This window comes from Phenylobacterium sp., assembly GCF_004297125.1.
Taxonomy (GTDB): Bacteria; Pseudomonadota; Alphaproteobacteria; order Caulobacterales; family Caulobacteraceae; genus Phenylobacterium.
Genome location: NZ_SCVD01000006.1, coordinates 1 through 22,860, shown reverse-complemented (window position 1 = coordinate 22,860; position 22,860 = coordinate 1). Strand labels below are relative to the sequence as shown.

Here is a 22,860-nt window from a genome sequence, read left to right as displayed (position 1 = left end):
TTGGCCGCCTCGTGCGTTATGGTGGGATGATGACCTCCCGCCTGACCGTGATCCCGTTCCTGGCCCTGGCGGCCTGTTCGCAGCCCGCCTCGCAACCCGCCGCGCCGAAGCCCGAGCCGAAGACGGTGGCGATGGCCTGGGTGCATTACGTCTGCGAGGACGGGCGGATCCTGAGCGCCCTCTACGCCGACAACGAGACCGCGCAGCTCAAGCTGGGCGACACGACCCACCTGCTGCGGATCGTGCGGTCGGGGAGCGGCGCGCGCTACACGGGCGATGCGCTGCAGTGGTGGACCAAGGGCGACGAAGGGATGCTGGCGCCGCTGAAGCCCGGAGAGGACGTGGCCAGCGCACCGGGCGTGACCTGCGTGCCCCCGGCCCGGGCGCCGGTGGACCCGCCCGCGCCCGGGACGCCAGGCGGCCTGCCGGACGACCGCACGCCGCTGGACGAGCGGCCGTTCACGCCGGAAAGCGCGCAGGGGGCGGCGAACGTGCTGCAGACCTACTACGCCCTGGTGGAGAGCGGCCGGGCGGCGGAGGCGGCGAAGCTGCGGACCGACGGGAGGCCGGAGGACCTGAAGCCGTTCGCCAGCCTGCACGCCCAGATCGGCGCGCCGGGACGGGTCGAGGGCGCGGCGGGGTCGCTGTTCGTGGAGGTCCCGGTGGTGCTGTACGGGCGTTATGCGACGGGGGCGGAATACCACGCCTCGGGCACGGCGACGCTGCGGCGGGTCAACGACGTGCCGGGCGCGACGGCCGAACAGCTCAGGTGGCGGATCGAGAAGATCGAGGCGACGCCTAGTGCGTCACGACCCACTGGCTGATGTAGGCGTGGGTGGCGCGGGCGAGCTTGGGCGGGCCCGAGAAGTAGAACTCGCTGCCGAACATGACCTTGCGCTCGCGCCAGGTCAGCGCGCCGGTGTCCTCGGCCTCAAGCACGGAGCGCAGCTTGGCGCTTTTGCCGTTGGGCACGAAGGCGACGTAAGTGGCCTCGGTCATCGGGTGAACTCCAATATGCCCCTCTGACAAAAAGACCTTGAGTCTCCGACAGTTCCAAGCGGGTGCGGGACGGACAGGGCGTCGCAGGCTGGACAAGCTGTGGACGAGTGGGCGAGGTGCGGCCCATTCGGAGTCGGGGAGTGATGGTGGTGCGGTTCGGATCCCTTGCGATTGCGCTGTCGCTGCTGGCGACGCCAGCCTTGTTCGCCACACCCGCCCGGGCCGACGAAATGGGGGACTGGCGGGCCCAGGCGGCCAGGATCAGCATCGTGCGCGACGACTGGGGCGTCGCCCACGTGAAGGGCAGGACCGACGCCGACGCGGTGTTCGGCATGGCCTACGCCCAGGCCGAGGACGACTTCAACCGCGTCGAGACCAACTACATCACCAACCTGGGCCGGACGGCCGAGGCGGAGGGGGCGGGCGCGATCTGGGCCGACCTGCGGGCGAAGCTTTACGTGACGCCGGAGCGGCTCAAGGCCGACTACGCCCGGAGCCCGGCCTGGCTGAAGGCGTTGATGGACGCCTGGGCCGACGGGCTGAACTTCTACCTGGCGACCCATCCGGAGGTGAAGCCGCGGGTGATCGCGCGCTTCGAGCCGTGGATGGCGCTGTCGTTCACCGAAGGCAGCATCGGCGGCGACATCGAGCGGATCTCGCTGAAGGAGCTGGAGGCGTTCTACGGCGGCGCGCGCACCGTGGCGGTCGAGGAGGCGCTGGCGTTCAAGGAACCGAGCGGGTCGAACGGGATCGCCATCGCGCCGAAGATCACCAAGGACGGCCATGCCCTGTTGCTGATCAACCCGCACACCTCGTTCTTCTTCCGCTCGGAGCTGCAGATGACGAGCGACGAGGGTCTGAACGCCTATGGCGCGGTGACCTGGGGGCAGTTCTTCGTCTACCAGGGCTTCAACGCCCACGCGGGCTGGATGCACACCTCCAGCGGCGTCGACGTGGTGGACGAGTTCGCCGAGACGATCATCCGGACGCCCGGCACGTTGATGTACCGCTATGGCAAGGAAGCGCGGCCGGTCACGACGCAGACCGTGGTCGTGCCCTTCAAGGGCGCCGACGGGACGATGCAGAGCCGCAGCTTCACGGTCTATCGTACCCACCACGGGCCGATCGTGCGGGCCGAGGGCGACAGGTGGATCGCGTTCTCGATGATGAACAAGCCGGTCGAGGCGCTGCAGCAGTCGTTCCTGCGCACCAAGCAGACCGACCTGGCGTCGTTCCTGAAGGTGGCGGACACCTTCAAGGCCAATTCGTCGAACAACACCCTGTTCGCGGACGACAAGGGCCAGACGGCCTACCTGCACCCGCAGTTCATCCCGAGGCGCGACGACCGCTTCGACTATACGAAGCCGGTGGACGGCGCGAACCCGGCGACGGCCTGGCAGGGGCTGCACGCGCTGACCGAGGCTCCGCGGGTGATCAGTCCGGGCGTGGGCTGGGTCTACAACACCAACGACTGGCCCTATGCGGCGGCGGGGCCGGACAGCCCGAAGCGCGAGGCGTTCCCGAAGTACATGGACGAGGCGGGCGAGAACCCGCGGGGGCCCCATGCGATCCGCGTGCTGGAGGGCCGCAAGGACTTCACGCTGGAAGGACTGGTGGCGGCGGCCTACGACCCGTACCTCACGGCTTTCGCCCGGCTGATCCCGACCTTGACCAAGGCCTATGACGCCGCGCCGGGGGACGATCCGGCGAAAGCGAAGCTGGCGGAACAGGTCGCGGCGCTCAGGGCCTGGGATTTCAAATGGTCCGCGGCCTCGACCGAGACCTCGCTGGCGGTGTTCTGGGGCGAGGCGCTGTGGGCCAAGGCGGCGCCGGCGGCCAAGGCCGCGAAGATGAGCGTCTGGGACTACATGGCGACCCGGAGCTCCGACTCCGACCGGCTGGCGGCGCTGGCCGAGGCGTCGGACCGGCTGGCGGCGGATTTCGGGACCTGGCGGACGCCCTGGGGCGAGATCAACCGCTTCCAGCGGCTGAACGGCGACATCGTCCAGAAATTCCGCGACGACGGTCCGTCGATCCCCGTGCCGTTCACCTCGGCGCAGTGGGGCTCGCTGGCCTCGTTCGGGGCGAAACGCTACCCGGGGACCAAGCGGTACTACGGGACCAGCGGCAACAGCTTCGTGGCGGCGGTGGAGTTCGGGCCGAAGGTGCGGGCGGTCGCGGTGACGGCCGGCGGCGAGAGCGGCCATCCGGACAGCAAGCACTTCGTGGACCAGCAGCACCGCTATGCGGCGGGCGACCTGCGGGAGGTCTATTTCTATCCGGAGCAGCTCACTGGCCACACGGAGCGGACCTACCGGCCCGGAGAATAAGAAAGCGGCCGCCCCTCGCGGGACGGCCGTAGTCGCACGGGGAAGGGAAGGGGATCAGGCGGCGAGGCGCTGCTCGGGCGTGTCGCGCAGCATGTAGCCGCCGCCCCAGACGGTCTCGATGCCGGCGTCGCCGTTGTTGGCTGCGGCGATCTTCTTGCGCAGCTTGCAGACGAAGACGTCGATGATCTTGGGCTCGGGCTCGGACATGCCGTTGTAGAGGTGGTTCAGGCACTGCTCCTTGGAGAGCGCGGTGTTCTTCCGCAGCGAGAAGAGCTCGAGGATCTTGTACTCGCTGGGGGTCAGGCGGACCGGCTGGCCGGCGACCTCGGCCTGGCGGGTGGCCAGGTTCAGGGCGATGGCGCCGGTGCGCAGGATCGATTCCGTGTGGCCCCGCGAGCGGCGGACGACGGCGGTGAGGCGGGCCAGCAGTTCGGCCTTGTGGAACGGCTTGGCCAGCACGTCGTCGGCGCCGGCGGCGAGCGCCTCGACCCGGGCCTCGACCTGGCTGTCGCCGAGCACGATGACCGGGGCGGCGATCTTGCGGGCGCGCAGCGCCCGGATGGCCTGCAGGCCGGTCATGTCGTCGAGGTCGGCGCCGAGGAAGATGGCGTCGTAGTCGTAGAGGCGGGCCAGGTCGCAGGCCTCTTCGCCGCTGTCGGTCACATAGGCCGTGTGGCCCTCGCCGGTCAGCAGCAGTTCCAGGCTCTTGGCCGCGGCGGCTTGGCTTTCAACGACGAGGACTTGCATCACCGATCTCCCATCTGGCTTCCGGGTGGCGGCGTGGGCCGCTCCGTTCCGGTTCACATTCGTTAACCGTGTTGAACCACGGAGATGGGGGTCGCCGAAATCCGTGCCGTTTACCTACGGGGATTCCCGTGTGACCGGCTGACGCAGGGGTGGGCAGGCTGCGGCAGATTGGCGCTCGCCCACCCACGGGGGCCCAAATCAACGAGCTCTTAGGCGCGTCGTGGACACCGTGAAGGCCATGACGGAGCTCGCCCCTCTCGACCGTTGGCGGTCGCCGAACGCGGTCATGGGCCTGGCGGTCGCCGCGGCCCTGATCGTGCTGGCGGCCTGCGTCGCGCTGGTGTTCTACGCCGACGAGGCGGTGAACCATCTGACGAGCACGCGCGAGGCGACGCTGATGCAACGGGCGATCGCGCACCGGCAGCTCGAAGTCGCCGAGGACGTCCGTATCGTCTCCATGTGGACCGACGGCTACGAGCGCACGGCGCGGCGCTTCGACGTCCGCTGGGTGGAGATCAACTACGGCCACGATCTGCAGCGGTCGCGCAAACACGACCTGACGGTGCTGTTCGACGCCCGCGACCGGCCGATCTATGCGGCCAAGGACGGCGACACCGTCCCGCCAGACGCCGTCGCGGCCTTCACCGCCGCCGCGCGCCCGGTGCTTGCCGCGGCCCGCCGGCAGTCCGAAGCCAAGGTCGCCGCCAATCCCGACGCCATGGGGTTCGACCGGCAGGGCTCGGCCATGGGCGCCGTGACGATCGGCGGCCGGGCCTATCTGGCGGCCGCGGCGACGGTAACCCCGGAACCGCATCACCGCGACCGCCTGCTCGCGACCCCGCTGCCGGTCATCGTGTCGGCCGTCGAGGTGAACGGCGAATTCCTGCGGTGGCTGGCCCAGGACTACGGGCTCAAGGATGCGCGCGTGATCATCGGGGAGGGGGCGGGGCCGTCGGCGCCGCTGGCCTCCGTGGACGGAGCGCCCGTGGCGGCCATCGGCTGGCGGCCCGACCTGCTGGGCCACGCGGTGTTTCGCCAGGCCGCACCGCAGATCCTGGGTTTCGGGGTGGCGGTGATCTGCGTGGCGGGCCTGCTGATCCTGCGTGTCCGGCGGTTGGCGCGCGAGGTGGTGACGGCCCGCGACCTGGCCGAGGCCGGGGGGCGGGCGAAGTCGGAATTCATCGCCAACATGAGCCACGAGATCCGCACGCCGCTGAACGGCGTGCTGGGGATGGCGCAGGCGATGGACATGCACGAGCTGAGCCCGGACCAGCGCGAGCGCCTGCGTGTGATCCGCGAATCCGGATCGACGCTGCTGGCCCTGCTGAACGACGTGCTGGACCTCTCGAAGCTGCAGGCTGGCAAGCTGGAGATGGAGGAGGCGATCTTCGACCTGGAGGCGGTGGGCCGCCAGGTCTGCGCCACCTTCGGCGGCCTGGCCGCGGAGAAGGGCCTGGCGCTGACGCTGGAGGTGGACGAGGCGGTCCGCGGCGCCTGGATCGGCGACGCGCTCAGGATCCGGCAGGTGCTGTCGAACCTGGTGGCCAACGCCGTGAAGTTCACGGCCTCCGGATCGGTGACCCTGGCCATGGAGCCGTGCGGGGCTCACGTCTGCTTCGCGGTGATCGACACCGGGATCGGCCTCGATGCTGCGAGCATCCCGCACCTGTTCGACAAGTTCGCCCAGGCCGACGCCTCCACGACGCGGCGCTATGGCGGCACGGGGCTGGGCCTGGCGATCTGCCAGGAACTCGTGGAGCTGATGGGCGGCGCCATAAAAGCCGTCAGCCAGCCGGGCAAGGGCTCGCGGTTCGCCTTCAGCCTCCCGCTGGTCCGGGGACCGGCGGGAGCCGAGGCGCTGGCGCCCGACGCCGCGCCCGCGGAGCCCCCGCGCCGGCTGCGCGTGCTGGCCGCCGAGGATAACCCTACCAACCAGCTTGTGCTGCGCGCCCTGCTGGAGCCGCTGGAGGCCGAGGTCACCCTGGCCGGCAACGGGCGCGAGGCGGTGGCGGCCTATGCCGCCGGCGCGTTCGACGTGGTGCTGATGGACGTGCAGATGCCGGAGATGAACGGCCTGGACGCCACGCGCGCGATCCGCGCCCTGGAGGCCCAGAGGGGCGTGGCGCCGACGCCGGTGCTGGCCCTGACCGCCAATGTGATGCGCCACCAGCTCGATTCGTACTTGGCGGCCGGGATGGACGGCCATATCGCCAAGCCCCTGGACATCGCCAGCCTGTACGCCGCCCTGGACGCCGCGCTCGGCTCGCCGGCGGCCGCACAGGCGGCTTAGCCGGCGCAACCATGCACAGGCACGGGCGTCGTGCCGCACACTCTTCCGTTGACACGATTCCGGCCCGCCCATATGAGAGCCGCCTTCGCACGACCGGACGGTCCTGCGCGGGTGTAGCTCAGTTGGTTAGAGCGCCGGCCTGTCACGCCGGAGGTCGCGGGTTCGAGTCCCGTCACTCGCGCCACCGTCCGGCGGCGGATTTTCCTGAAAACCAGATGGTCCAGCGCGCGGCGAGAAGCCGCGTCCGCCTCTCGTTTTCGAGGGGCGACGTAAGATATTGCGACGCATTCGCAAATCACGGCGACGGTGTCATTTCGCGTCGCACAAGGGCAGTTTGAAACGCCCGAATGATCGGTCTAGAAGGGCGCCGCGACTCCCGTCCGGAGACCCCATGAACGTCTTTTTGCTCGAGTACCTGCCCATCGCGATCTTCCTCGGGATCGCGGCGGTGTTGGGCATCGTCTTCATCTTCGCGGCCACCGTGCTCGCCCCCCGGGCGCCGGACCCGGAAAAGCTGTCGTCGTACGAATGCGGCTTCAACGCCTTCGACGATGCGCGGATGAAGTTCGACGTCCGATTCTACCTGGTCTCGATCCTGTTCATCATCTTCGACCTCGAGGTCGCGTTCCTGTTCCCATGGGCGGTGGCGCTAATGAAGCTGCCCCAGGACGTGGCCATCTACGCGTTCTGGTCGATGATGACGTTCCTGGGCGTGCTGACCGTCGGGTTCGTCTACGAGTGGAAGAAAGGCGCCCTGGAATGGGAGTAGTCGTTCCCCCCGCGCCCACCGGCGGCAAATCCCTGATCCTGCCTGCGGGCGCCGGCGGCCGCACCGCGGTCGAAGGGTATGATCCGCAGAAGCACGACCCGTTCTTCGACGGCGTCTCCCAGCGGCTGGCCGACAAGGGCTTCGTGACCGCCGGGGTCGACGACCTGATCACCTGGGCGCGCACCGGCTCGCTGATGTGGATGACCTTCGGCCTGGCCTGCTGCGCGGTCGAGATGATGCAGGCGTCCATGCCGCGCTACGACCTGGAGCGCTACGGCTTCGCGCCGCGCGCCAGCCCGCGCCAGAGCGACGTGATGATCGTGGCCGGCACCCTGGTGAACAAGATGGCTCCGGCGCTGCGCAAGGTCTACGACCAGATGCCCGAGCCGCGCTACGTGATCTCGATGGGCAGCTGCGCCAACGGCGGCGGCTACTACTACTTCAGCTATTCGACGGTGCGCGGCTGCGACCGGATCGTGCCGGTGGACATCTATGTCCCGGGCTGTCCGCCCACCGCCGAGGCGCTGGTCTACGGCGTGCTGCAACTGCAGAAGAAGATCCGCCGGACCGGGACCATCGTGCGATGACCTGGCCCGTTTCCGACACCGATCTTTCCAAGCTGGGCAAGGCGATCCTCAAGGAAGCCAAGGGCGTGGTCCTGGGCGCGGACGTGCAGTACGGCGAGCTGACCCTGACCGCGCCGGCCGGCAAGATCGTCGAGGCGCTGACCTACCTGCGCGACGTGCAGGGCTTCCACCAGCTCATCGACCTGTGCGGCGTGGACTATCCCGAGCGCGAGAAGCGCTTCGACGTGGTCTACCACCTGCTGTCGATGACCAAGAACCGGCGGGTGCGGATCAAGGTGCAGACGGACGAGGACACCGCCGTGCCGTCGGTGGTGGGCGTGTTCTCGGCCGCCGACTGGTTCGAGCGCGAGGCGTTCGACATGTACGGGATCTTCTTCGACGGGCACCCAGACCTGCGCCGGATCCTCACCGACTACGGCTTCCACGGCCATCCGCTGCGGAAGGACTTCCCGATGACCGGCTATGTCGAGGTCCGCTACGACGAGGAGCTGAAGCGGGTGGTGTACGAGCCCGTGAAGTCCGTGGAATGGCGCAACTGGGACTTCCTGAGCCCGTGGGAAGGCGCGGAGCGGGGCTTTGCCGCCCTGCTGCCCGGTGACGAGAAGAGCAAGTCATGACCGGCGACAACGCACCGGCCCAGGCCACCGACTATTTCCACGACCCCAAGGTCCCCGAGACCCCGGTCCGGAAGTTCAACATCAACTTCGGCCCGCAGCACCCCGCGGCCCACGGCGTGCTGCGCTTGGTGCTGGAGCTGGACGGCGAAGTCGTAGAGCGGGTCGATCCGCACATCGGCCTGCTGCACCGTGGCACCGAGAAGCTGATGGAGGCCCGGCCCTATCAGCAGACGATCCCGTACATGGACCGCCTCGACTACGTGGCGCCGATGAACCAGGAGCACGCCTATGTGCTCGCCATCGAGAAGCTGCTGGGCGTCGAGGCGCCGTACCGGGCGCAGCTGATCCGCACGCTGTACGACGAGATCGGCCGGATCCTGAACCACCTGCTGAACGTCACGACGCAGGCGATGGACGTGGGCGCGCTGACGCCGCCGCTGTGGGGCTTCGAGCCGCGCGAACAGCTGATGGTGTTCTACGAGCGGGCCTCGGGCGCGCGGATGCACGCCAACTACTACCGCGTCGGCGGCGTGCGGCAGGACCTTCCGGAAGCGCTGGTGCGGGATATCGCCGACTGGTGCGAGCTGTTCCCGCGCATCTGCGACGACATCGAAGGCCTGATCACCAACAACCGCATCTTCAAGCAGCGCAACGTCGACATCGGCGTGGTGACCGCCCAGGAGGCGATCGAGCGCAGCTTCTCGGGCGTGATGGTGCGCGGCTCGGGCATCGCCTGGGACCTGCGCCGCTCCCAGCCCTATGCCTGCTACAACGAGATGGAATTCGACATTCCGCTCGGCAAGAACGGCGACTGCTACGACCGCTATCTCTGCCGCATGCAGGAGATGCGCGAGTCCACGAAGATCATGAAGCAGTGCTGCGAGCGCCTGCTGAAGTCGCCGGGCCCGGTGCTGATCGAGGACAACAAGATCGCCGCCCCCCGCCGGGGCGAGATGAAGCGGTCGATGGAAGCCCTGATCCACCACTTCAAGATCTTCACCGAGGGCTATCGGACCCCGCCGGGCGAGGTCTATGCGGCCGTCGAAGCGCCGAAGGGCGAGTTCGGCGTCTATCTGGTGAGCGACGGGACCAACAAGCCATACCGCGCCAAGATCCGCGCCCCGGGCTATCCGCACCTGCAGGCCATGGACTGGATGAACCGCGGCCACATGCTGGCCGACGTCTCCGCCATCCTGGGCTCGCTGGACATCGTGTTCGGGGAGATCGACCGGTGACGGCGAACGGGACCCTCAAGCCGGCGGAGCTCGCCCAGGGCCAGCTCGACGCCTACAACCTCCAGGACCTGGACGCGCACTGCGCCTTCTTCGCCGACGACGTGGTCGTGGCCGACCTGAACGGCGACGTGACGATCCGGGGCATGGCCGCCTATCGGGCCAAGTACGTGCAGGTCTTCGCCGACTTCCCGCAGAACCGGGCCGAGCTCGTGAACCGGATCGTGGTGGGCGACACCGTCGTGGACCACGAACGGGTGTTCCGGGACGGCGTGAACGAGGCCTTCCAGGTCATCGCCATCTACACCCTCGCCGGCGGCAGGATCGCCCGCGTGGATTTCCGTAAGTGAGGCCCGCGTGAGCGTCCGTCGTCTCAGCCCGAACCAGCCGGCGAGCTTCGCCTTCAGCCCGGCGACCCTGAAGGCCGCCAAGGCCTGGATGGCCAATTTCCCGGCGGGCAAGCAGCAGTCGGCCGTGGTGCCGACCCTGTGGCTGGTCCAGAAGCAGGAAGGCTGGATCAGCGAGCCCGCGATCCGCGCCGTGGCCGAGCTGCTGGGCATGCCGGTGATCCGGGTGCTGGAGGTGGCGACCTTCTACACGATGTTCATGCTGGAGCCGGTGGGCGACGTGGCCCTGGTCCAGGTGTGCGGCACGACGCCGTGCCAGACCCGCGGCTCGGAAGGCCTGATGGCGGTCTGCAAGCGCAAGTTCGGCGCGCAGAACCATCGCTCCGCCGACGGCAAGTTCTACTGGCAGGAAGTCGAGTGCCTGGGCGCCTGCTCGAACGCCCCGATGGCGGCGATCAACGACTACTACTACGAGGACCTGACGCCGGAGAGCTTCGAGAAGCTGCTGGACGACTTCGCCGCCGGCAAGAAGCCGAAGCCCGGTTCCGCCATCGGCCGCCAAGGCTCGGCGCCGGAGGGCGGGCCCCTCACGCTGACGGACGCGAAGCTGTTCGACGGCTCGCTGGGCAAGAAGATCAAGATCCCCAACCTGCCGCCCAAGCCGGGCAAGCCGGCGAAGGCCCCGGCATGACGGTGGACGTGGCTGTCATCAAGAAGCGGCGGACCGTGATGATGGTCGTCAACGTGCTGGCCGCGCTGACGGCGCTGGCTGCGCTGGTCGGGTATTTCAAGCTGGCGCTCGACTGGGCGCTCATCGTTTTCGTCGCGGCCCTGGCGGGCGGTTTCGCGACGCAGATCTGGTTTATCGCCGGGCTCCGTGGCCCGGGCAAAGGAGCCTGAGCGTGGCTGGTATTCTGGCCGACAAGGACCGCATCTTCCTCAACCTCTACGGCCAGCGTGACTGGGGCCTGGAGGGGGCGAAGGCGCGCGGCGCCTGGAACGGCACGGCGGACATCGTCGCCCAGACCCCGGAGTGGATTTGCGACCAGATGAAGGCCTCGGGCCTGCGCGGCCGCGGCGGGGCAGGCTTCGCCACCGGCCTGAAGTGGACCTTCATGCCGAAGGTGGAGAGCGAGCGTCCGCACTACCTGCTGGTCAACGCCGATGAGTCCGAGCCGGGCGCGTGCAAGGACCGCGACATCCTGCGCAACGACCCGCACCTGCTGATCGAGGGCTGCGTGATCGCCTGCCGGGCGATGCGGTCGCGCCAGGCCTACATCTACATCCGCGGCGAGTACGTGCATGAGCGCGAGCGCCTGACGGCGGCGATCCGCCAGGCCTACGACGCCAAGCTGATCGGCAAGGGCAGCATCCTGGGGTACGACGTCGACGTCGGCCTGCAGCACGGGGGCGGGGCCTACATCTGCGGCGACGAAACCGCCCTGATGGAGAGCTTCGAGGGCAAGAAGGGCCAGCCGCGGCTGAAGCCGCCGTTCCCGGCGGGCGCCGGCATCTATGGCTGCCCGACCACGGTGAACAACGTCGAGACCATCGCGGTCGTCGGCACCATCCTTAGGCGAGGCGCCGACTGGTTCGCCCAGTTCGGCACCGAGAAATCCACCGGCACCAAGCTGTTCGCGGGCTCGGGCCACCTGAACAAGCCGTGCGTGGTCGAGGACGCGGTCGGCATCAGCGTCAAGCAGCTGATCGAGGACCACTTCGGCGGCGTGCGCGGCGGCTGGGGCAACCTGAAGGCCGTGATCCCGGGCGGGATCTCGGTGCGGATGATCCCGGCGGATCAGTGCGAAGACGCCCTGATGACCTATGAGGACCTGCAGGCGCGGGGCTCGGGCCTGGGCACCGGCACCATGATCGTGTTCGACAAGGACGCGGACCTGGTGAAGGCGATCGCGCGGGCGGCCTATTTCTACAAGCACGAGAGCTGCGGCCAGTGTACGCCGTGCCGCGAAGGCACTGGCTGGATGTGGCGGGTCATGGAACGGATGGTCACCGGCGAGGCCGAGATGTCCGAGATCGACCTGCTGCTGGACGTGGCCAGCCAGGTGGAAGGCCACACCATCTGCGGGCTCGGGGACGCGGCCGCCTGGCCGATCCAGGGCCTGTTCCGCCACTTCCGCCACGAGGTGGAGGATCGCATTACCCAGTACCGCGCGCGCAAAGGCGTCTACGCCGGCGCCTCGATCGCGGCGGAGTAGGGCGTGCCGTCAGAGCAAACATTTCTGGGGCAGACGGAGCTCGTTTGGATCGCCCTAACCGCGATCGGCACTTTCGTTTTAGCTGCCGTAACCGTCGCAACTCTGGTGGTACTCCGCGCTCAACTCATCGAAGGCCGGCATGCGCAGGCGTCGGGGATTATCGAGCGCTCGCTGACCGACCTCAGCCGCTGGCGCGTCGAGCTTTATGAGATGCGCGCCAAGGTCAAACGTCAGCTTGAGTTCTCCTGGGACGAACTCAGGGTGCTCCGCAACGTCGTCTTTGGGTATCAGAGTTTCGTCCCTGCATTGGAGGCAGGCATTCGTCACGGCGATAAGGCCAGTATGGTATCCGCGTCCGGCGGATATCTTGATGAGATCGGCGTTCTTTTGAATGTCGTGGGGTACGCGAACGACAAGGTAGGCAATAGAATTGTCGTTCTGCGCGCCGATGTCTTGAAGAGCAGAGATGCCCTTTTCGATCTCATGGAGACTAGTGCTGATGAGAGGTCGGAATATGTCAGGCTTCGAGAATCCGACTCCGAGGCTGCTTCGAGATATTTGAGTGCACTGCGCGCCAAGTTTCTCGTAAGCAAAGGTATCTCGGCGGCGGACCTTTCTGAAATGCTCAGGGAGAAGAGCGACGTCGCGGAATTTAGGTACTCTGACTATGCCGAGCACGGAGTGGATGTAGAGAATATGGCGCTGCTTGACTCCTGGGTCGACGAGATTGGCGAGATGCTCGAAAGAACCAAGTCGATGCTCAAGACAGTCCAAGTCGTGTTGGAGGCCGCCTGATGCCTATCGCCAAGGTCGACGGGGTCGAGGTCGAGTTCGAAGCCGGGATGAATGTCCTGCAAGTCGCTGAACTTGCTGGGAAAGAGATTCCGCGGTTCTGCTATCACGAGCGGCTGAGCATCGCGGGCAACTGCCGCATGTGCCTGGTCGAGGTGAAGCCCGGCCCGCCGAAGCCGCAGGCCTCGTGCGCGCTGCCGGCCGCCGAGAACATGGAGATCTTCACCGACACGCCGATGGTCCGGAAGGCCCGGCATGGGGTGATGGAGTTCCTGCTGATCAACCACCCGCTGGATTGCCCGATCTGCGACCAGGGCGGCGAGTGCGACCTGCAGGACCAGGCCATGGGCTATGGCCGCGACGACAGCCGCTATGCCGACAACAAGCGGGCCGTCGAAGAGAAGTACATGGGGCCGTTGATCAAGACGGTCATGACCCGCTGCATCCAATGCACGCGCTGCGTCCGCTTCATCACCGAAGTGGCCGGGGTTCCGGACATCGGCCTCATCTCCCGCGGCGAAGACGTTGAAATCACGACCTATCTCGACAAGGCTGTGGCGTCGGAGCTGTCGGCCAATGTGATCGACCTGTGCCCGGTGGGCGCGCTGACGTCGAAGCCCTACGCCTTCAACGCGCGGCCCTGGGAGCTGAAGAAGACCGAGAGCGTCGACGTGATGGACGCCCTGGGCTCGGCGATCCGGGTGGATGCGCGCGGGCCGGCGGTGTTGCGGGTGCTGCCGCGCACGAACGAGGCGATCAACGAGGAGTGGATCTCCGACAAGACCCGCTACGCGGTGGACGGGCTCTCCCGGCAACGGCTGGACCGGCCGTTCATCCGCGAGAACGGCAAGCTGCGCGCGGCGACCTGGGCGGAGGCGTTCGACGCCGTGGCGACCAAGGTGCAGGCGACCAGCCCCGACCGGATCGGCGTGATCGCCGGCGACCTGCAGGACGCGGAGTCCATGAAGGCCGCCAAGGACCTGTTCGGCGGAATGGGCGTGAAGAGCCTGGACTGCCGGCAGGACGGCATGGCGCTGGGCGCCGGCCAACGCGAGAGCTGGCTGTTCAACTCTTCGCTTCAAGGTATTGAAGACGCGGATTATATCCTGATCGTCGGCAGCAACCCGAGGCTCGAGGCCCCGGTGCTGAACGCCCGGCTGCGCAAGCGCTGGCTGGCGGGGGCGCTGAAGGTGGGCGTGGTCGGCGAGGCGGCGGACCTGACCTACGAGTACGCCTACTTCGGATCGGGTCCGGCGGCGCTGTCGGGCCTCGCCAAGGCCAAGGGCGACTTCGTCACGGGCCTGAAGACGGCCAAGGCGCCGGCGATCATCGTGGGCGCGGGCGCCCTGAACCGTCCGGACAGCGCCGCGGTGCTGCAGGCGGCGGCGGGGCTGGCCAAGGCCTTCGGCATGAGCTGGAACGTGCTGCACACGGCGGCCAGCCGCGTGGGCGGCCTGGACCTGGGCTTCACGCCCGCCGAGGGCGGCAAGACCGCCGGTGAGCTGGTGCAGAAGGGCGGGGCCGACCTGCTGGTCCTGCTGGGCGCCGACGAGATGGACCTGTCGAAGACCGGCGCCTTCGTCGTCTATGTGGGCACCCATGGCGACGCGGGCGCGCACCGGGCCGACGTGATCCTGCCGGGCGCGGCCTATACCGAGAAGAACGGCCTCTACGTCAACACCGAGGGCCGGGTGCAGATGGGCTTCCGCGCCGTGTTCCCGAAGGGCGAGGCCAAGGAAGACTGGTCGATCCTGCGGGCGCTGTCCGAGAAGCTGGGCGCCAAGCTGCCCTACGACACGCTGGACCAGCTGCGGGCGAAGCTGTTCGTCGACCACCCGACCTTCGGCCGCATCGACTATGTGCCGGAGACCCCGGCCGCGGTCGATTTCGCGGCGCTCGGCCGCAAGGGCGAGCTCTCGGACGCGCCGTTCGCGAGCGCGATGAAGAGCTTCTACCTGAGCAACCCCATCGCCCGCGCCAGCGTGACGATGGCCGAATGCGCCTCGCTCGCCTCGGGCGTCACCAAGATCGCGGCGGAGTAGGGGCCTATGGAATTCTGGAGCACCCCGGTCGGCTGGACGATCCTGACGGTCGCCCACATCCTGGCGATCACCGTCGTCCTGCTGCTGACCATCGCCTTCGTCATCTATGGCGACCGCAAGATCTTCGCCGGCGTCCAGGCGCGCAAGGGCCCCAACGTGGTGGGCCCGTTCGGCCTGCTGCAGTCCTTCGCCGACCTGGGCAAGTTCCTGATCAAGGAGCTGATCATCCCGGCGGGCGCCGACAAGGCGGTCTATCTGCTGGCCCCGCTGATCAGCGTGACCCTGGCGCTGGGCGCCTGGGCGGTGATGCCGATCGCGCCCGGCTGGGCGGTGTCGAACATCAATGTGGGCATCCTCTACCTGTTCGCCGTGAGCTCGATGGGCGTCTACGGCATCATCATGGGCGGGTGGGCCTCGAACTCGAAGTACCCGTTCCTGGGCTCGCTGCGGTCGGCGGCGCAGATGGTGAGCTACGAGGTCTCCATCGGCTTCGTGATCATCACCGTGATCCTGCTGGCCGGGACCATGAACCTGAACCAGATCACCGAGGCGCAGTCCGGGTGGTTCTGGAACTGGTACATGTTCGGGGGCGGCCTCAAGAACCTGCCGCTGATCCTGATCATGTTCCCGATGGGGGTGATCTTCTTCATCTCCGGCCTGGCGGAGACCAACCGCCCGCCCTTCGACCTCCCGGAAGCCGAATCCGAGCTCGTGGCCGGCTATGCGGTAGAATACGGCTCCACGCCGTACATGCTGTTCTACCTGGCCGAGACGTCGAACATCGTCCTGATGAGCGGCCTGATGGCCGTGCTGTTCCTGGGCGGATGGAACGCGCCCTGGCCGACGGGCTACCTGGAGAGCTGGCCCGCGTGGCTGGCCAGCCTGCACGGCCTGTTCTGGTACGCGATGAAGACCTTCTTCGTGTTCTTCATGAACGCCATGGTCCGCTCGATCGTGCCGCGCTACCGCTACGACCAACTGATGCGCCTGGGCTGGAAGGTGTTCCTGCCGACCTCGCTGGTGGCGGTGTTCGGGGTCGCCGGCTGGCTGGTCTACACGGGCTTCCCGGTGGCCGCCCCATGAAGCCGGCTCTCGTGATCCTCGCGGCGCTGTCCCTAAGCGCCTGCGCCAGCGGCGCCGGCTTCGGCAAGAGCGGCGGCATCGCGACCTATGACGACCTGAAGGCCGCCCAGCAGGCCTGCGCGGCCAAGGGCGGATCCCTGAAGCTCCAGAAGAACGGCGACGTCCAGTACCTGGACGACTACGCCTGCGAGAAGAAGTGATGCTGAACCGGATCGGACAGGCGCTGAAGGGCGCGGCGCTGATGGACTTCGTCGGCGCCTTCGGGCTCGGCATGAAGTACATGATCGCGCCGAAGAAGACGGTGCAGTACCCGCACGAGCGCGGCCCGCAGAGCCCGCGCTTCCGCGGCGAACACGCGCTGCGCCGCTATCCGAACGGCGAGGAACGCTGCATCGCCTGCAAGCTGTGCGAGGCGATCTGCCCGGCGCAGGCGATCACCATCGAGGCCGAACCGCGCGCCGACGGCAGCCGCCGGACGACCCGCTACGACATCGACATGGTGAAGTGCATCTACTGCGGCCTGTGCCAGGAGGCCTGCCCGGTGGACGCCATCGTGGAAGGCCCGAACACCGAGTTCGCCGTCGAGACCCGCGAGGAGCTCTACTACGACAAGGAGCGCCTGCTGGACAACGGCGACCGGTGGGAGCGCGAGATCGCGAAGAATCTGGAACTGGACGCGCCGTACCGCTAAGACCGCGGCGCGATTCCGAGCACTGCAATCGAACCGCCCAACGCCTCGTAGAGGCCGCCGGCGACCTGAGTAAACCGAGGGACAAAGAAGAGCCGAATGGCCCTGCAGGCGATCGCATTCTACCTCATGGCGGCGGTGACCGTGGCCGCCGGATTCTGCGTGGTTTCGGCCCGCAATCCGGTCCACTCGGTGCTGTGGCTGATCCTGGCCTTCTTCTCGGCGGCGGGGCTCTTCGTGCTTCTGGGCGCGGAGTTCCTGGCGATGCTGCTGGTGGTGGTCTACGTGGGCGCCGTCGCGGTGCTGTTCCTGTTCGTGGTGATGATGCTGGACGTGGACTTCGCGTCCCTGCGCCAGGGCTTCGCCCGCTACATGCCGATCGGCCTGCTGATCGCCGCCGTCCTGGCGGTCGAGATGGTGGTGGTGGCGACGACGGTGTCGACCCAGGGGGCGGCCAAGCACAGCCCGGGCCCGGCGGCCTCGGGAACGGACAGCGCCCTCTCCAACGCCGAGGCGATCGGGCGCGTGCTCTACACGGACTACATCTACTTCTTCCAGGCCGCCGGCCTGGTGCTGCTGGTGGCGATGATCGGGGCGATCGTGCTGACCCTGCGCCACAAGCCCGGCGTGAAGCGCCAGATCATCATGAACCAGGTCCTGCGCACGCCTGCGACCGGCATGAAGCTGGTCAACCCCAAGCAGGGCGAAGGGATCGACGCATGACCATCGGCCTGGCCCACTACCTCGCGGTCGCCGCGATCCTGTTCACCATCGGGGTCTTCGGGATCTTCGTGAACCGCAAGAACATCATCGTCATCCTGATGTCGGTCGAGCTGATGCTGCTCGCGGTGAACATCAACCTGGTGGCCTTCTCGGCCTACCTGGGCAACCTGACGGGGCAGATCTTCGCCATGTTCGTGCTGACCGTCGCCGCGGCCGAAGCCGCCGTGGGGTTGGCCATCCTCGTCACCTTCTTCCGCAACCGCGGCGACATCGCCGTGGACGACGCCTCGATGATGAAGGGCTAAGCGCAAGTGGATCCCAAGCTCCTCGTCACCGTCATCCTGTTCGGCCCGCTGATCGGCGCGGCCGTGGCGGGCCTGTTCGGCAAGCGCATCGGCGACAAGGCGTCGATGACCGTCACCACCGGCTTCCTGTTCCTGTCCGCGATCCTGTCGTGGGTGGTGTTCAGCCAGTGGACCTGGGGCGGCCTGGAGCCGTTCACGGTCACCTACGCGCCGTTCATCCACGTCGGGAATTTCATCTCGAACTGGTCGTTCCGCCTGGACGGCCTGTCGGCGGTGATGCTGGTGGTCGTGACCACCGTCTCGTCGCTCGTCCACCTCTATTCGTGGGGGTACATGGCGGACGATCCGAGCAAGCCCCGGTTCTTCGCCTACCTGTCGCTGTTCACCTTCGCCATGCTGAGCCTGATCAGCGCGGCCGACTTCATGCAGCTGTTCTTCGGCTGGGAGGGTGTGGGCCTGGCGTCCTACCTGCTGATCGGGTTCTGGCACCACAAGGCGACCGCCAACGCGGCCTCGATCAAGGCCTTCGTGGTCAACCGCGTCGGCGACTTCGGCTTCGCCCTGGGGATCATGACCGCTTACTGGGCCTTCGGCACCATCGAGTTCGCCAAGCTGTTCCCGCTGATCCAGGCCTCGGTTGGTCAGGGATGGGACTTCGCCGGCGGCCGCTTCAGCCTCATCGACCTGACCTGCTTCCTGCTGTTCATCGGCGCCATGGGCAAGTCGGCGCAGTTCTTCCTGCACACCTGGCTGCCCGACGCCATGGAAGGCCCGACCCCGGTGTCGGCCCTGATCCACGCGGCCACCATGGTGACCGCCGGCGTCTACATGGTCTGCCTGCTGTCGCCGATGTTCGAATACGCCCCGGTGGCGAAGAACATCGTGACGGTGATCGGGGCCGTGACCGCGCTGTTCGCCGCGACGGTCGGTCTGACCCAGAACGACATCAAGCGGGTGATCGCGTATTCGACCTGCTCGCAGCTGGGCTACATGTTCTTCGCCGCAGGCGTGGGCGCCTACCAGGCGGCGATGTTCCACCTGTTCACCCACGCCTTCTTCAAGGCGCTGCTGTTCCTGGGCGCCGGCTCGGTGATCCACGGCATGGCCCACGAGCAGGACATGCGCCGCTACGGCGCGCTGCAGAAGTACCTGCCGATCACCTATGCGGTGATGACCATCGGGACGATCGCCATCACCGGCCTGGGCATTCCGGGCATCGAGATCGGCTTCGCCGGCTTCTACTCCAAGGACGCCATCATCCACGCCGCCTACGAGGCCGGCGGAGCAGGTCACCCGCTGGGCTACTTCGCCTTCTTCATCGGCATCCTGGTGGCCGGCCTGACCGCCTTCTATTCCTGGCGCGTCGCCTTCTTCACGTTCAACGGCCACGCCCGCTGGACGCCGGAGGACCTCGAGCACCACTGGCACAACCGCGACCACGCGCACGACGCGGTGCATGACGACCATGCCCACGCCGCCGCGGCCGAGAGCCACAGCGAGCCGGAGACCGACCACGGCCACGCTGACCACGGTCATGGTCAAGGGCACGGCGAGTACAAGCCGCACGAGAGCCCCTGGACGATGCGCATCCCGCTGCTGGTGCTGTCGCTGGGCGCGATCTTCGCCGGCTTCCTCTTCCACCATCAGTTCATCGGCGAGCACAACGCCGAGTTCTGGCGCGGCGCGATCTTCCACGCGCCGGTCGAGCACGCCGGAGCGGAGCACCACGCCCCGCTGTGGGTGGTGTGGGCGCCGCTGGTGGTGTCGGTGGGCGGCCTGCTGGTCGCGGCCTACATGTACATCTGGCGCGAAGGCCTGGGCGCGAAGCTCGCGGCCAACCAGGGCCTGCTGTACGTCTTCTTCTACAACAAGTGGTTCTTCGACGAGATCTACAACGCCACCTTCGTCCGCGCGGCGAAGTTCCTGGGCGACCTGTTCTGGAAGGGCGGCGACCAGAAGATCATCGACGGGCTGGGCCCGGACGGGGTCTCGGCGCTCTCGGTCGAGGTGGGCAAGGGCGCCGGGCGCCTGCAGTCCGGCTATGTCTATCACTATGCCTTTGTCATGCTCCTCGGCGTCGCGGGTCTGCTGACCTACGCGCTGTGGGCGTGGGCCGTCTGAGGGGGACGACCGAGATGCCGCTGCTCTCCCTCATCACCTACGCGCCGCTGGCCGGCGTGGTCGCCATCCTGGCGCTGAAGCTGTTCGGCCAGAGCGAGGCCAAGTCCGCCGAGGCGTCGAAGTGGGTGGCGCTGGTCGTCACGCTCGTGACGCTGGCGCTGTCGGTCCTGCTGGTCGTCCAGTACGACCCCGCCAACCCCGGCTTCCAGTTCATGGAAGAGGCGCCCTGGTTCATGGGCCTCAGCTACCGGATGGGCGTCGACGGGATCTCGATCCTGTTCGTGCTGCTGACCGCGTTCCTGATGCCGATCTGTATCGCGGCCTCGTGGACCTCGATCGACAAGCGGGTGCACGAGTACCTGATCGCCTTCCTGGTCCTGGAGACCCTGGTGATCGGCGTGTTCTGCGCGCTGGACCTGGTGCTGTTCTACATCTTCTTCGAGTTCGGCCTGGTGCCGATGTTCCTGATCATCGGGATCTGGGGCGGACAGCGGCGCGTGTACGCGGCCTTCAAGTTCTTCCTCTACACGCTGCTGGGCTCGGTGCTCATGCTGGCGGCGATCCTGTTCATGATCGGCTCCAGTGGGACCAGCTCCATCCCCGAGCTGATGACCTACCACTTCAGCCCGCAGGCGCAGACCTGGCTGTGGCTGGCCTTCTTCGCCTCGTTCGCGGTGAAGATGCCGATGTGGCCGGTGCACACCTGGCTGCCCGACGCCCACGTGGAGGCCCCGACGGCCGGTTCGGTGATCCTGGCGGGGATTCTCCTGAAGATGGGCGGATACGGCTTCCTGCGGTTCTCGCTGCCGATGTTCCCGAACGCCTCGGACTATTTCGCGCCGCTGGTGTTCGCCCTGTCGGTGATCGCGGTGATCTACACCTCGCTGGTCGCCTTCCGGCAGACCGACGCCAAGAAGCTGATCGCCTATTCGTCGGTGGCCCACATGGGCCTGGTGACCATGGGCATCTTCTCGGGAAACGTCGAAGGCGAGCAGGGCGCGATCTACCAGATGCTGAGCCACGGGGTGATCTCCGGGGCGCTCTTCCTCTGCGTCGGGGTGATCTACGACCGCATGCATACTCGCGAGATCAAGTTCTACGGCGGGCTGGTGACGCGGATGCCGCTCTATGCGGCGGTGTTCATGCTGTTCACCATGGGCAACGTCGGCCTGCCGGGGACCAGCGGGTTCGTCGGCGAGATCCTGTCGATGACCGGCGTCTACCAGGTGTCCACCTGGACGGCGCTGCTGGCGGCCACGGGCGTGATCCTCTCGGCGGTCTACATGCTGACGCTCTACCGGGCCGTCGTGTTCGGTCCGCTGACCAACCCGAAGCTGGCGGCGATCGAAGACCTCAACTGGCGGGAGGTGGCGATCTTCGCGCCGCTGATCCTCTCGACCCTCTACATGGGCGTGCAGCCCAACTCCGTGTTCAACCTGACCTCGGCTTCGGTGGACCAGCTCGTGCGGGTCTACCAGGCGGCGATCGGCGGGTGAGGGGCCACTCATGACCATCTCCACCCACTTGGCCTACGCCTATCCTGAAGTGATCCTGGCGCTCGGGGCCCTGGCCCTGCTGGTGATCGGCGCGTTCGCGCCCAAGCAGACCACGCTGGTCGGCGGGGCCAGCGTGCTCGTGCTGCTGGCCGCCGCGGTCGCCTCGGCCACCCAGCCGTTCGGCGTGGCGTTCTCGGGCGCCCTGGTCTCGGACGCGGCGGCGACCTTCGCCAAGGTCGCGATCTACATCGCCTCGGCGGTGGCCATCCCGCTGGGCCAGCCGTGGTTCGAGCGGCGTGGCGTGAAGAACTTCGAGTTCCCGGTGCTGATCCTGCTGGCCGCGCTGGGCATGGGCATGATGGCCTCCTCGGGCGACCTGATCTCGCTCTACGTCGGCGTCGAGCTGCACAGCCTGGCGCTGTACGTGCTGGCGGCCATGCACCGCGACAACGCCAAGGCCTCGGAAGCCGGCCTCAAGTACTTCGTGCTGGGCGCGCTGTCGTCGGGCCTGCTGCTGTATGGCGCCAGCCTGATCTACGGCTTCGCGGGCTCCACGGCCTTCAGCGACATCGCCGTCGCCGCGGGCGACAAGGCCAACACCGGGCTGCTGTTCGGCCTGATCTTCCTGATCTGCGGCCTGGGCTTCAAGGTCTCGGCCGCTCCGTTCCACATGTGGACGCCGGACGTCTATGAAGGCGCGCCCACGCCCGTCGTGGCGTTCTTCGCCGCGGCCCCCAAGCTGGCCGCCATGGTGCTGTTCGCCCGCGTGCTGGCCGACGGCTTCGCCGGCGCGGCGGGGCAGTGGCAGCAGGTGCTGATGGCGCTGGCCCTGATCTCGGTGGCGGTGGGCGCGTTCGCGGGCCTGGTGCAGAAGAACCTGAAGCGCCTCTGGGCCTACTCCTCGATCGCCAACGTCGGCTACGCCCTGCTGGGCCTGGCGTCGGGCACCAGCGAGGGCGTGCAGGCCATGCTGGTGTTCATGGTCCTCTACATGATCGACGTGACGGGCTTCTTCGCCTGCCTGGCGGCGCTGTCGCGCGGCGGGCGGTCGATGGAGACGATCGACGACATGGCAGGCCTGATCAAGGAACGCCCCGGCATCGCGCTCGCCATGACCGTGTTCTCGCTCTCGGCGCTCGGCCTGCCGCCGTTCTCGGGCTTCTTCGCCAAGATCTTCGTGTTCAAGGCGGCGATCGACGCCGGCCTGTGGGGCCCGGCGGTGCTGGGCCTGGTGGGTTCGGTCGTGGCGGCGTTCTACTACCTGCGCCTGATCAAGGTGATGTGGTTCGACGGCAGCGTCGGGGTCACCGACAAGCCGCCGGTCGAGGCCAAGACCATCGCCATCGCCACGGCGCTGTTCGCCTTCCCGGTCGTGATCGTCGCCCTGGTCTGGCTGAACCCGCTGGCCGAGCGTGCGGCGCACGCCTTCGGCCTGGCATAATTCCTCTCCCCCGACGCGCAGCGCGAGGGGAGAGG

The 22,860-nt window shown here is 67.6% G+C and carries 23 protein-coding genes and 1 tRNA gene; 22 read left to right on the top strand and 2 right to left on the bottom strand.

The window, feature by feature from the left end:
• Window positions 1-29 precede the first annotated feature (29 nt).
• Entirely contained in the window at window positions 30-824 is a 795-nt protein-coding gene (locus EPO51_RS03125; protein WP_293345888.1) for an MliC family protein, read from the top strand.
• Here EPO51_RS03125 and EPO51_RS03120 read toward each other — a convergent pair.
• Window positions 799-999: a hypothetical protein gene (locus tag EPO51_RS03120; protein ID WP_293345886.1), complete on the bottom strand. Its 201-nt coding sequence runs from the start codon at window positions 997-999 to the stop codon at window positions 799-801. The genes EPO51_RS03125 and EPO51_RS03120 overlap by 26 nt on opposite strands.
• A gap of 149 nt (window positions 1,000-1,148) precedes the next feature.
• Here EPO51_RS03120 and EPO51_RS03115 point away from each other — a divergent pair, with 149 nt between their 5' ends.
• Window positions 1,149-3,329, top strand: a complete 2,181-nt coding sequence (locus tag EPO51_RS03115) for a penicillin acylase family protein (protein WP_293345884.1) — start codon at window positions 1,149-1,151, stop codon at window positions 3,327-3,329.
• A 54-nt stretch (window positions 3,330-3,383) separates the two neighbouring features.
• Here EPO51_RS03115 and EPO51_RS03110 read toward each other — a convergent pair whose 3' ends face one another.
• Complete coding sequence (locus EPO51_RS03110) at window positions 3,384-4,076, bottom strand: response regulator transcription factor (RefSeq protein ID WP_293345882.1); 693 nt, start codon at window positions 4,074-4,076, stop codon at window positions 3,384-3,386.
• A 238-nt stretch (window positions 4,077-4,314) separates the two neighbouring features.
• On the opposite strand from EPO51_RS03110, the gene EPO51_RS03105 reads away from it, so the two are divergent.
• From EPO51_RS03105 to nuoN, 20 genes are all read left to right on the top strand, one after another.
• On the top strand, window positions 4,315-6,366 hold the full coding sequence (locus EPO51_RS03105) for a hybrid sensor histidine kinase/response regulator (protein ID WP_293345880.1): 2,052 nt from the start codon (window positions 4,315-4,317) through the stop codon (window positions 6,364-6,366).
• 107 nt (window positions 6,367-6,473) lie between these two features.
• Window positions 6,474-6,550, top strand: a tRNA-Asp gene (locus EPO51_RS03100).
• Between the two features lie 207 nt (window positions 6,551-6,757).
• The gene (locus EPO51_RS03095; protein ID WP_293345878.1) at window positions 6,758-7,135 is read left to right on the top strand and encodes an NADH-quinone oxidoreductase subunit A; all 378 of its coding nucleotides are present in this window, start codon (window positions 6,758-6,760) and stop codon (window positions 7,133-7,135) included.
• Window positions 7,105-7,722 carry a NuoB/complex I 20 kDa subunit family protein gene (locus EPO51_RS03090; RefSeq protein ID WP_293345876.1) on the top strand — a complete coding sequence of 206 codons (618 nt, stop codon included), beginning with the start codon at window positions 7,105-7,107 and terminating at the stop codon, window positions 7,720-7,722. Before EPO51_RS03095 ends, EPO51_RS03090 begins: the two co-directional genes overlap by 31 nt.
• Window positions 7,719-8,339, top strand: coding sequence for an NADH-quinone oxidoreductase subunit C (locus EPO51_RS03085; RefSeq protein WP_293345874.1), 621 nt, complete (start codon window positions 7,719-7,721; stop codon window positions 8,337-8,339). Before EPO51_RS03090 ends, EPO51_RS03085 begins: the two co-directional genes overlap by 4 nt.
• The gene (locus EPO51_RS03080; protein WP_293345872.1) at window positions 8,336-9,574 is read left to right on the top strand and encodes an NADH-quinone oxidoreductase subunit D; all 1,239 of its coding nucleotides are present in this window, start codon (window positions 8,336-8,338) and stop codon (window positions 9,572-9,574) included. Before EPO51_RS03085 ends, EPO51_RS03080 begins: the two co-directional genes overlap by 4 nt.
• Window positions 9,571-9,921: a nuclear transport factor 2 family protein gene (locus EPO51_RS03075; protein WP_293345870.1), complete on the top strand. Its 351-nt coding sequence runs from the start codon at window positions 9,571-9,573 to the stop codon at window positions 9,919-9,921. Before EPO51_RS03080 ends, EPO51_RS03075 begins: the two co-directional genes overlap by 4 nt.
• A gap of 7 nt (window positions 9,922-9,928) precedes the next feature.
• The gene (gene nuoE, locus EPO51_RS03070) at window positions 9,929-10,609 is read left to right on the top strand and encodes an NADH-quinone oxidoreductase subunit NuoE (protein ID WP_293345868.1); all 681 of its coding nucleotides are present in this window, start codon (window positions 9,929-9,931) and stop codon (window positions 10,607-10,609) included.
• On the top strand, window positions 10,606-10,818 hold the full coding sequence (locus EPO51_RS03065; protein WP_293345866.1) for a hypothetical protein: 213 nt from the start codon (window positions 10,606-10,608) through the stop codon (window positions 10,816-10,818). The genes nuoE and EPO51_RS03065 overlap by 4 nt, the downstream gene beginning before the upstream one ends.
• A 2-nt stretch (window positions 10,819-10,820) precedes the next feature.
• Window positions 10,821-12,134 (top strand): NADH-quinone oxidoreductase subunit NuoF, encoded by a 1,314-nt coding sequence (gene nuoF / locus EPO51_RS03060; protein ID WP_293345864.1) that lies wholly within the window; start codon window positions 10,821-10,823, stop codon window positions 12,132-12,134.
• 3 nt (window positions 12,135-12,137) lie between these two features.
• Window positions 12,138-12,929: a hypothetical protein gene (locus EPO51_RS03055; RefSeq protein WP_293345862.1), complete on the top strand. Its 792-nt coding sequence runs from the start codon at window positions 12,138-12,140 to the stop codon at window positions 12,927-12,929.
• On the top strand, window positions 12,929-14,968 hold the full coding sequence (nuoG, locus tag EPO51_RS03050) for an NADH-quinone oxidoreductase subunit NuoG (RefSeq protein ID WP_293345860.1): 2,040 nt from the start codon (window positions 12,929-12,931) through the stop codon (window positions 14,966-14,968). Before EPO51_RS03055 ends, nuoG begins: the two co-directional genes overlap by 1 nt.
• Before the next feature lie 6 nt (window positions 14,969-14,974).
• On the top strand, window positions 14,975-16,051 hold the full coding sequence (nuoH, locus tag EPO51_RS03045; RefSeq protein ID WP_293345858.1) for an NADH-quinone oxidoreductase subunit NuoH: 1,077 nt from the start codon (window positions 14,975-14,977) through the stop codon (window positions 16,049-16,051).
• Window positions 16,048-16,251: a hypothetical protein gene (locus tag EPO51_RS03040; protein ID WP_293345856.1), complete on the top strand. Its 204-nt coding sequence runs from the start codon at window positions 16,048-16,050 to the stop codon at window positions 16,249-16,251. The genes nuoH and EPO51_RS03040 overlap by 4 nt, the downstream gene beginning before the upstream one ends.
• Entirely contained in the window at window positions 16,251-16,742 is a 492-nt protein-coding gene (gene nuoI / locus EPO51_RS03035) for an NADH-quinone oxidoreductase subunit NuoI (protein ID WP_293345854.1), read from the top strand. Before EPO51_RS03040 ends, nuoI begins: the two co-directional genes overlap by 1 nt.
• Before the next feature lie 96 nt (window positions 16,743-16,838).
• A complete protein-coding gene (locus EPO51_RS03030; RefSeq protein WP_293345852.1) occupies window positions 16,839-17,462 on the top strand; it encodes an NADH-quinone oxidoreductase subunit J in 624 nt (207 codons plus the stop codon).
• A complete protein-coding gene (nuoK, locus tag EPO51_RS03025; RefSeq protein WP_293345850.1) occupies window positions 17,459-17,767 on the top strand; it encodes an NADH-quinone oxidoreductase subunit NuoK in 309 nt (102 codons plus the stop codon). The genes EPO51_RS03030 and nuoK overlap by 4 nt, the downstream gene beginning before the upstream one ends.
• Window positions 17,768-17,773: 6 nt before the next feature.
• Window positions 17,774-19,888 (top strand): NADH-quinone oxidoreductase subunit L, encoded by a 2,115-nt coding sequence (nuoL, locus tag EPO51_RS03020; protein ID WP_293345848.1) that lies wholly within the window; start codon window positions 17,774-17,776, stop codon window positions 19,886-19,888.
• Entirely contained in the window at window positions 19,885-21,384 is a 1,500-nt protein-coding gene (locus tag EPO51_RS03015) for an NADH-quinone oxidoreductase subunit M (protein WP_293346201.1), read from the top strand. The genes nuoL and EPO51_RS03015 overlap by 4 nt, the downstream gene beginning before the upstream one ends.
• 10 nt (window positions 21,385-21,394) lie before the next feature.
• Entirely contained in the window at window positions 21,395-22,825 is a 1,431-nt protein-coding gene (nuoN, locus tag EPO51_RS03010) for an NADH-quinone oxidoreductase subunit NuoN (RefSeq protein WP_293345846.1), read from the top strand.
• The last annotated feature ends 35 nt before the right edge of the window (window positions 22,826-22,860 follow it).

Excerpts from the sequence above, each read along its gene's own strand:
- EPO51_RS03125 (WP_293345888.1), top strand. The coding sequence starts at position 30 with ATGACCTCCCGCCTGACCGTGATCCCGTTCCTGGCCCTGGCGGCCTGT.
- EPO51_RS03120 (WP_293345886.1), bottom strand. The coding sequence starts at position 999 with ATGACCGAGGCCACTTACGTCGCCTTCGTGCCCAACGGCAAAAGCGCC.
- EPO51_RS03110 (WP_293345882.1), bottom strand. The coding sequence starts at position 4,076 with ATGCAAGTCCTCGTCGTTGAAAGCCAAGCCGCCGCGGCCAAGAGCCTG.
- EPO51_RS03105 (WP_293345880.1), top strand. The coding sequence starts at position 4,315 with ATGACGGAGCTCGCCCCTCTCGACCGTTGGCGGTCGCCGAACGCGGTC.
- EPO51_RS03095 (WP_293345878.1), top strand. The coding sequence starts at position 6,758 with ATGAACGTCTTTTTGCTCGAGTACCTGCCCATCGCGATCTTCCTCGGG.
- EPO51_RS03085 (WP_293345874.1), top strand. The coding sequence starts at position 7,719 with ATGACCTGGCCCGTTTCCGACACCGATCTTTCCAAGCTGGGCAAGGCG.
- EPO51_RS03080 (WP_293345872.1), top strand. The coding sequence starts at position 8,336 with ATGACCGGCGACAACGCACCGGCCCAGGCCACCGACTATTTCCACGAC.
- EPO51_RS03065 (WP_293345866.1), top strand. The coding sequence starts at position 10,606 with ATGACGGTGGACGTGGCTGTCATCAAGAAGCGGCGGACCGTGATGATG.
- nuoG (WP_293345860.1), top strand. The coding sequence starts at position 12,929 with ATGCCTATCGCCAAGGTCGACGGGGTCGAGGTCGAGTTCGAAGCCGGG.
- nuoH (WP_293345858.1), top strand. The coding sequence starts at position 14,975 with ATGGAATTCTGGAGCACCCCGGTCGGCTGGACGATCCTGACGGTCGCC.
- EPO51_RS03040 (WP_293345856.1), top strand. The coding sequence starts at position 16,048 with ATGAAGCCGGCTCTCGTGATCCTCGCGGCGCTGTCCCTAAGCGCCTGC.
- nuoI (WP_293345854.1), top strand. The coding sequence starts at position 16,251 with ATGCTGAACCGGATCGGACAGGCGCTGAAGGGCGCGGCGCTGATGGAC.
- EPO51_RS03030 (WP_293345852.1), top strand. The coding sequence starts at position 16,839 with ATGGCCCTGCAGGCGATCGCATTCTACCTCATGGCGGCGGTGACCGTG.
- nuoK (WP_293345850.1), top strand. The coding sequence starts at position 17,459 with ATGACCATCGGCCTGGCCCACTACCTCGCGGTCGCCGCGATCCTGTTC.
- nuoN (WP_293345846.1), top strand. The coding sequence starts at position 21,395 with ATGACCATCTCCACCCACTTGGCCTACGCCTATCCTGAAGTGATCCTG.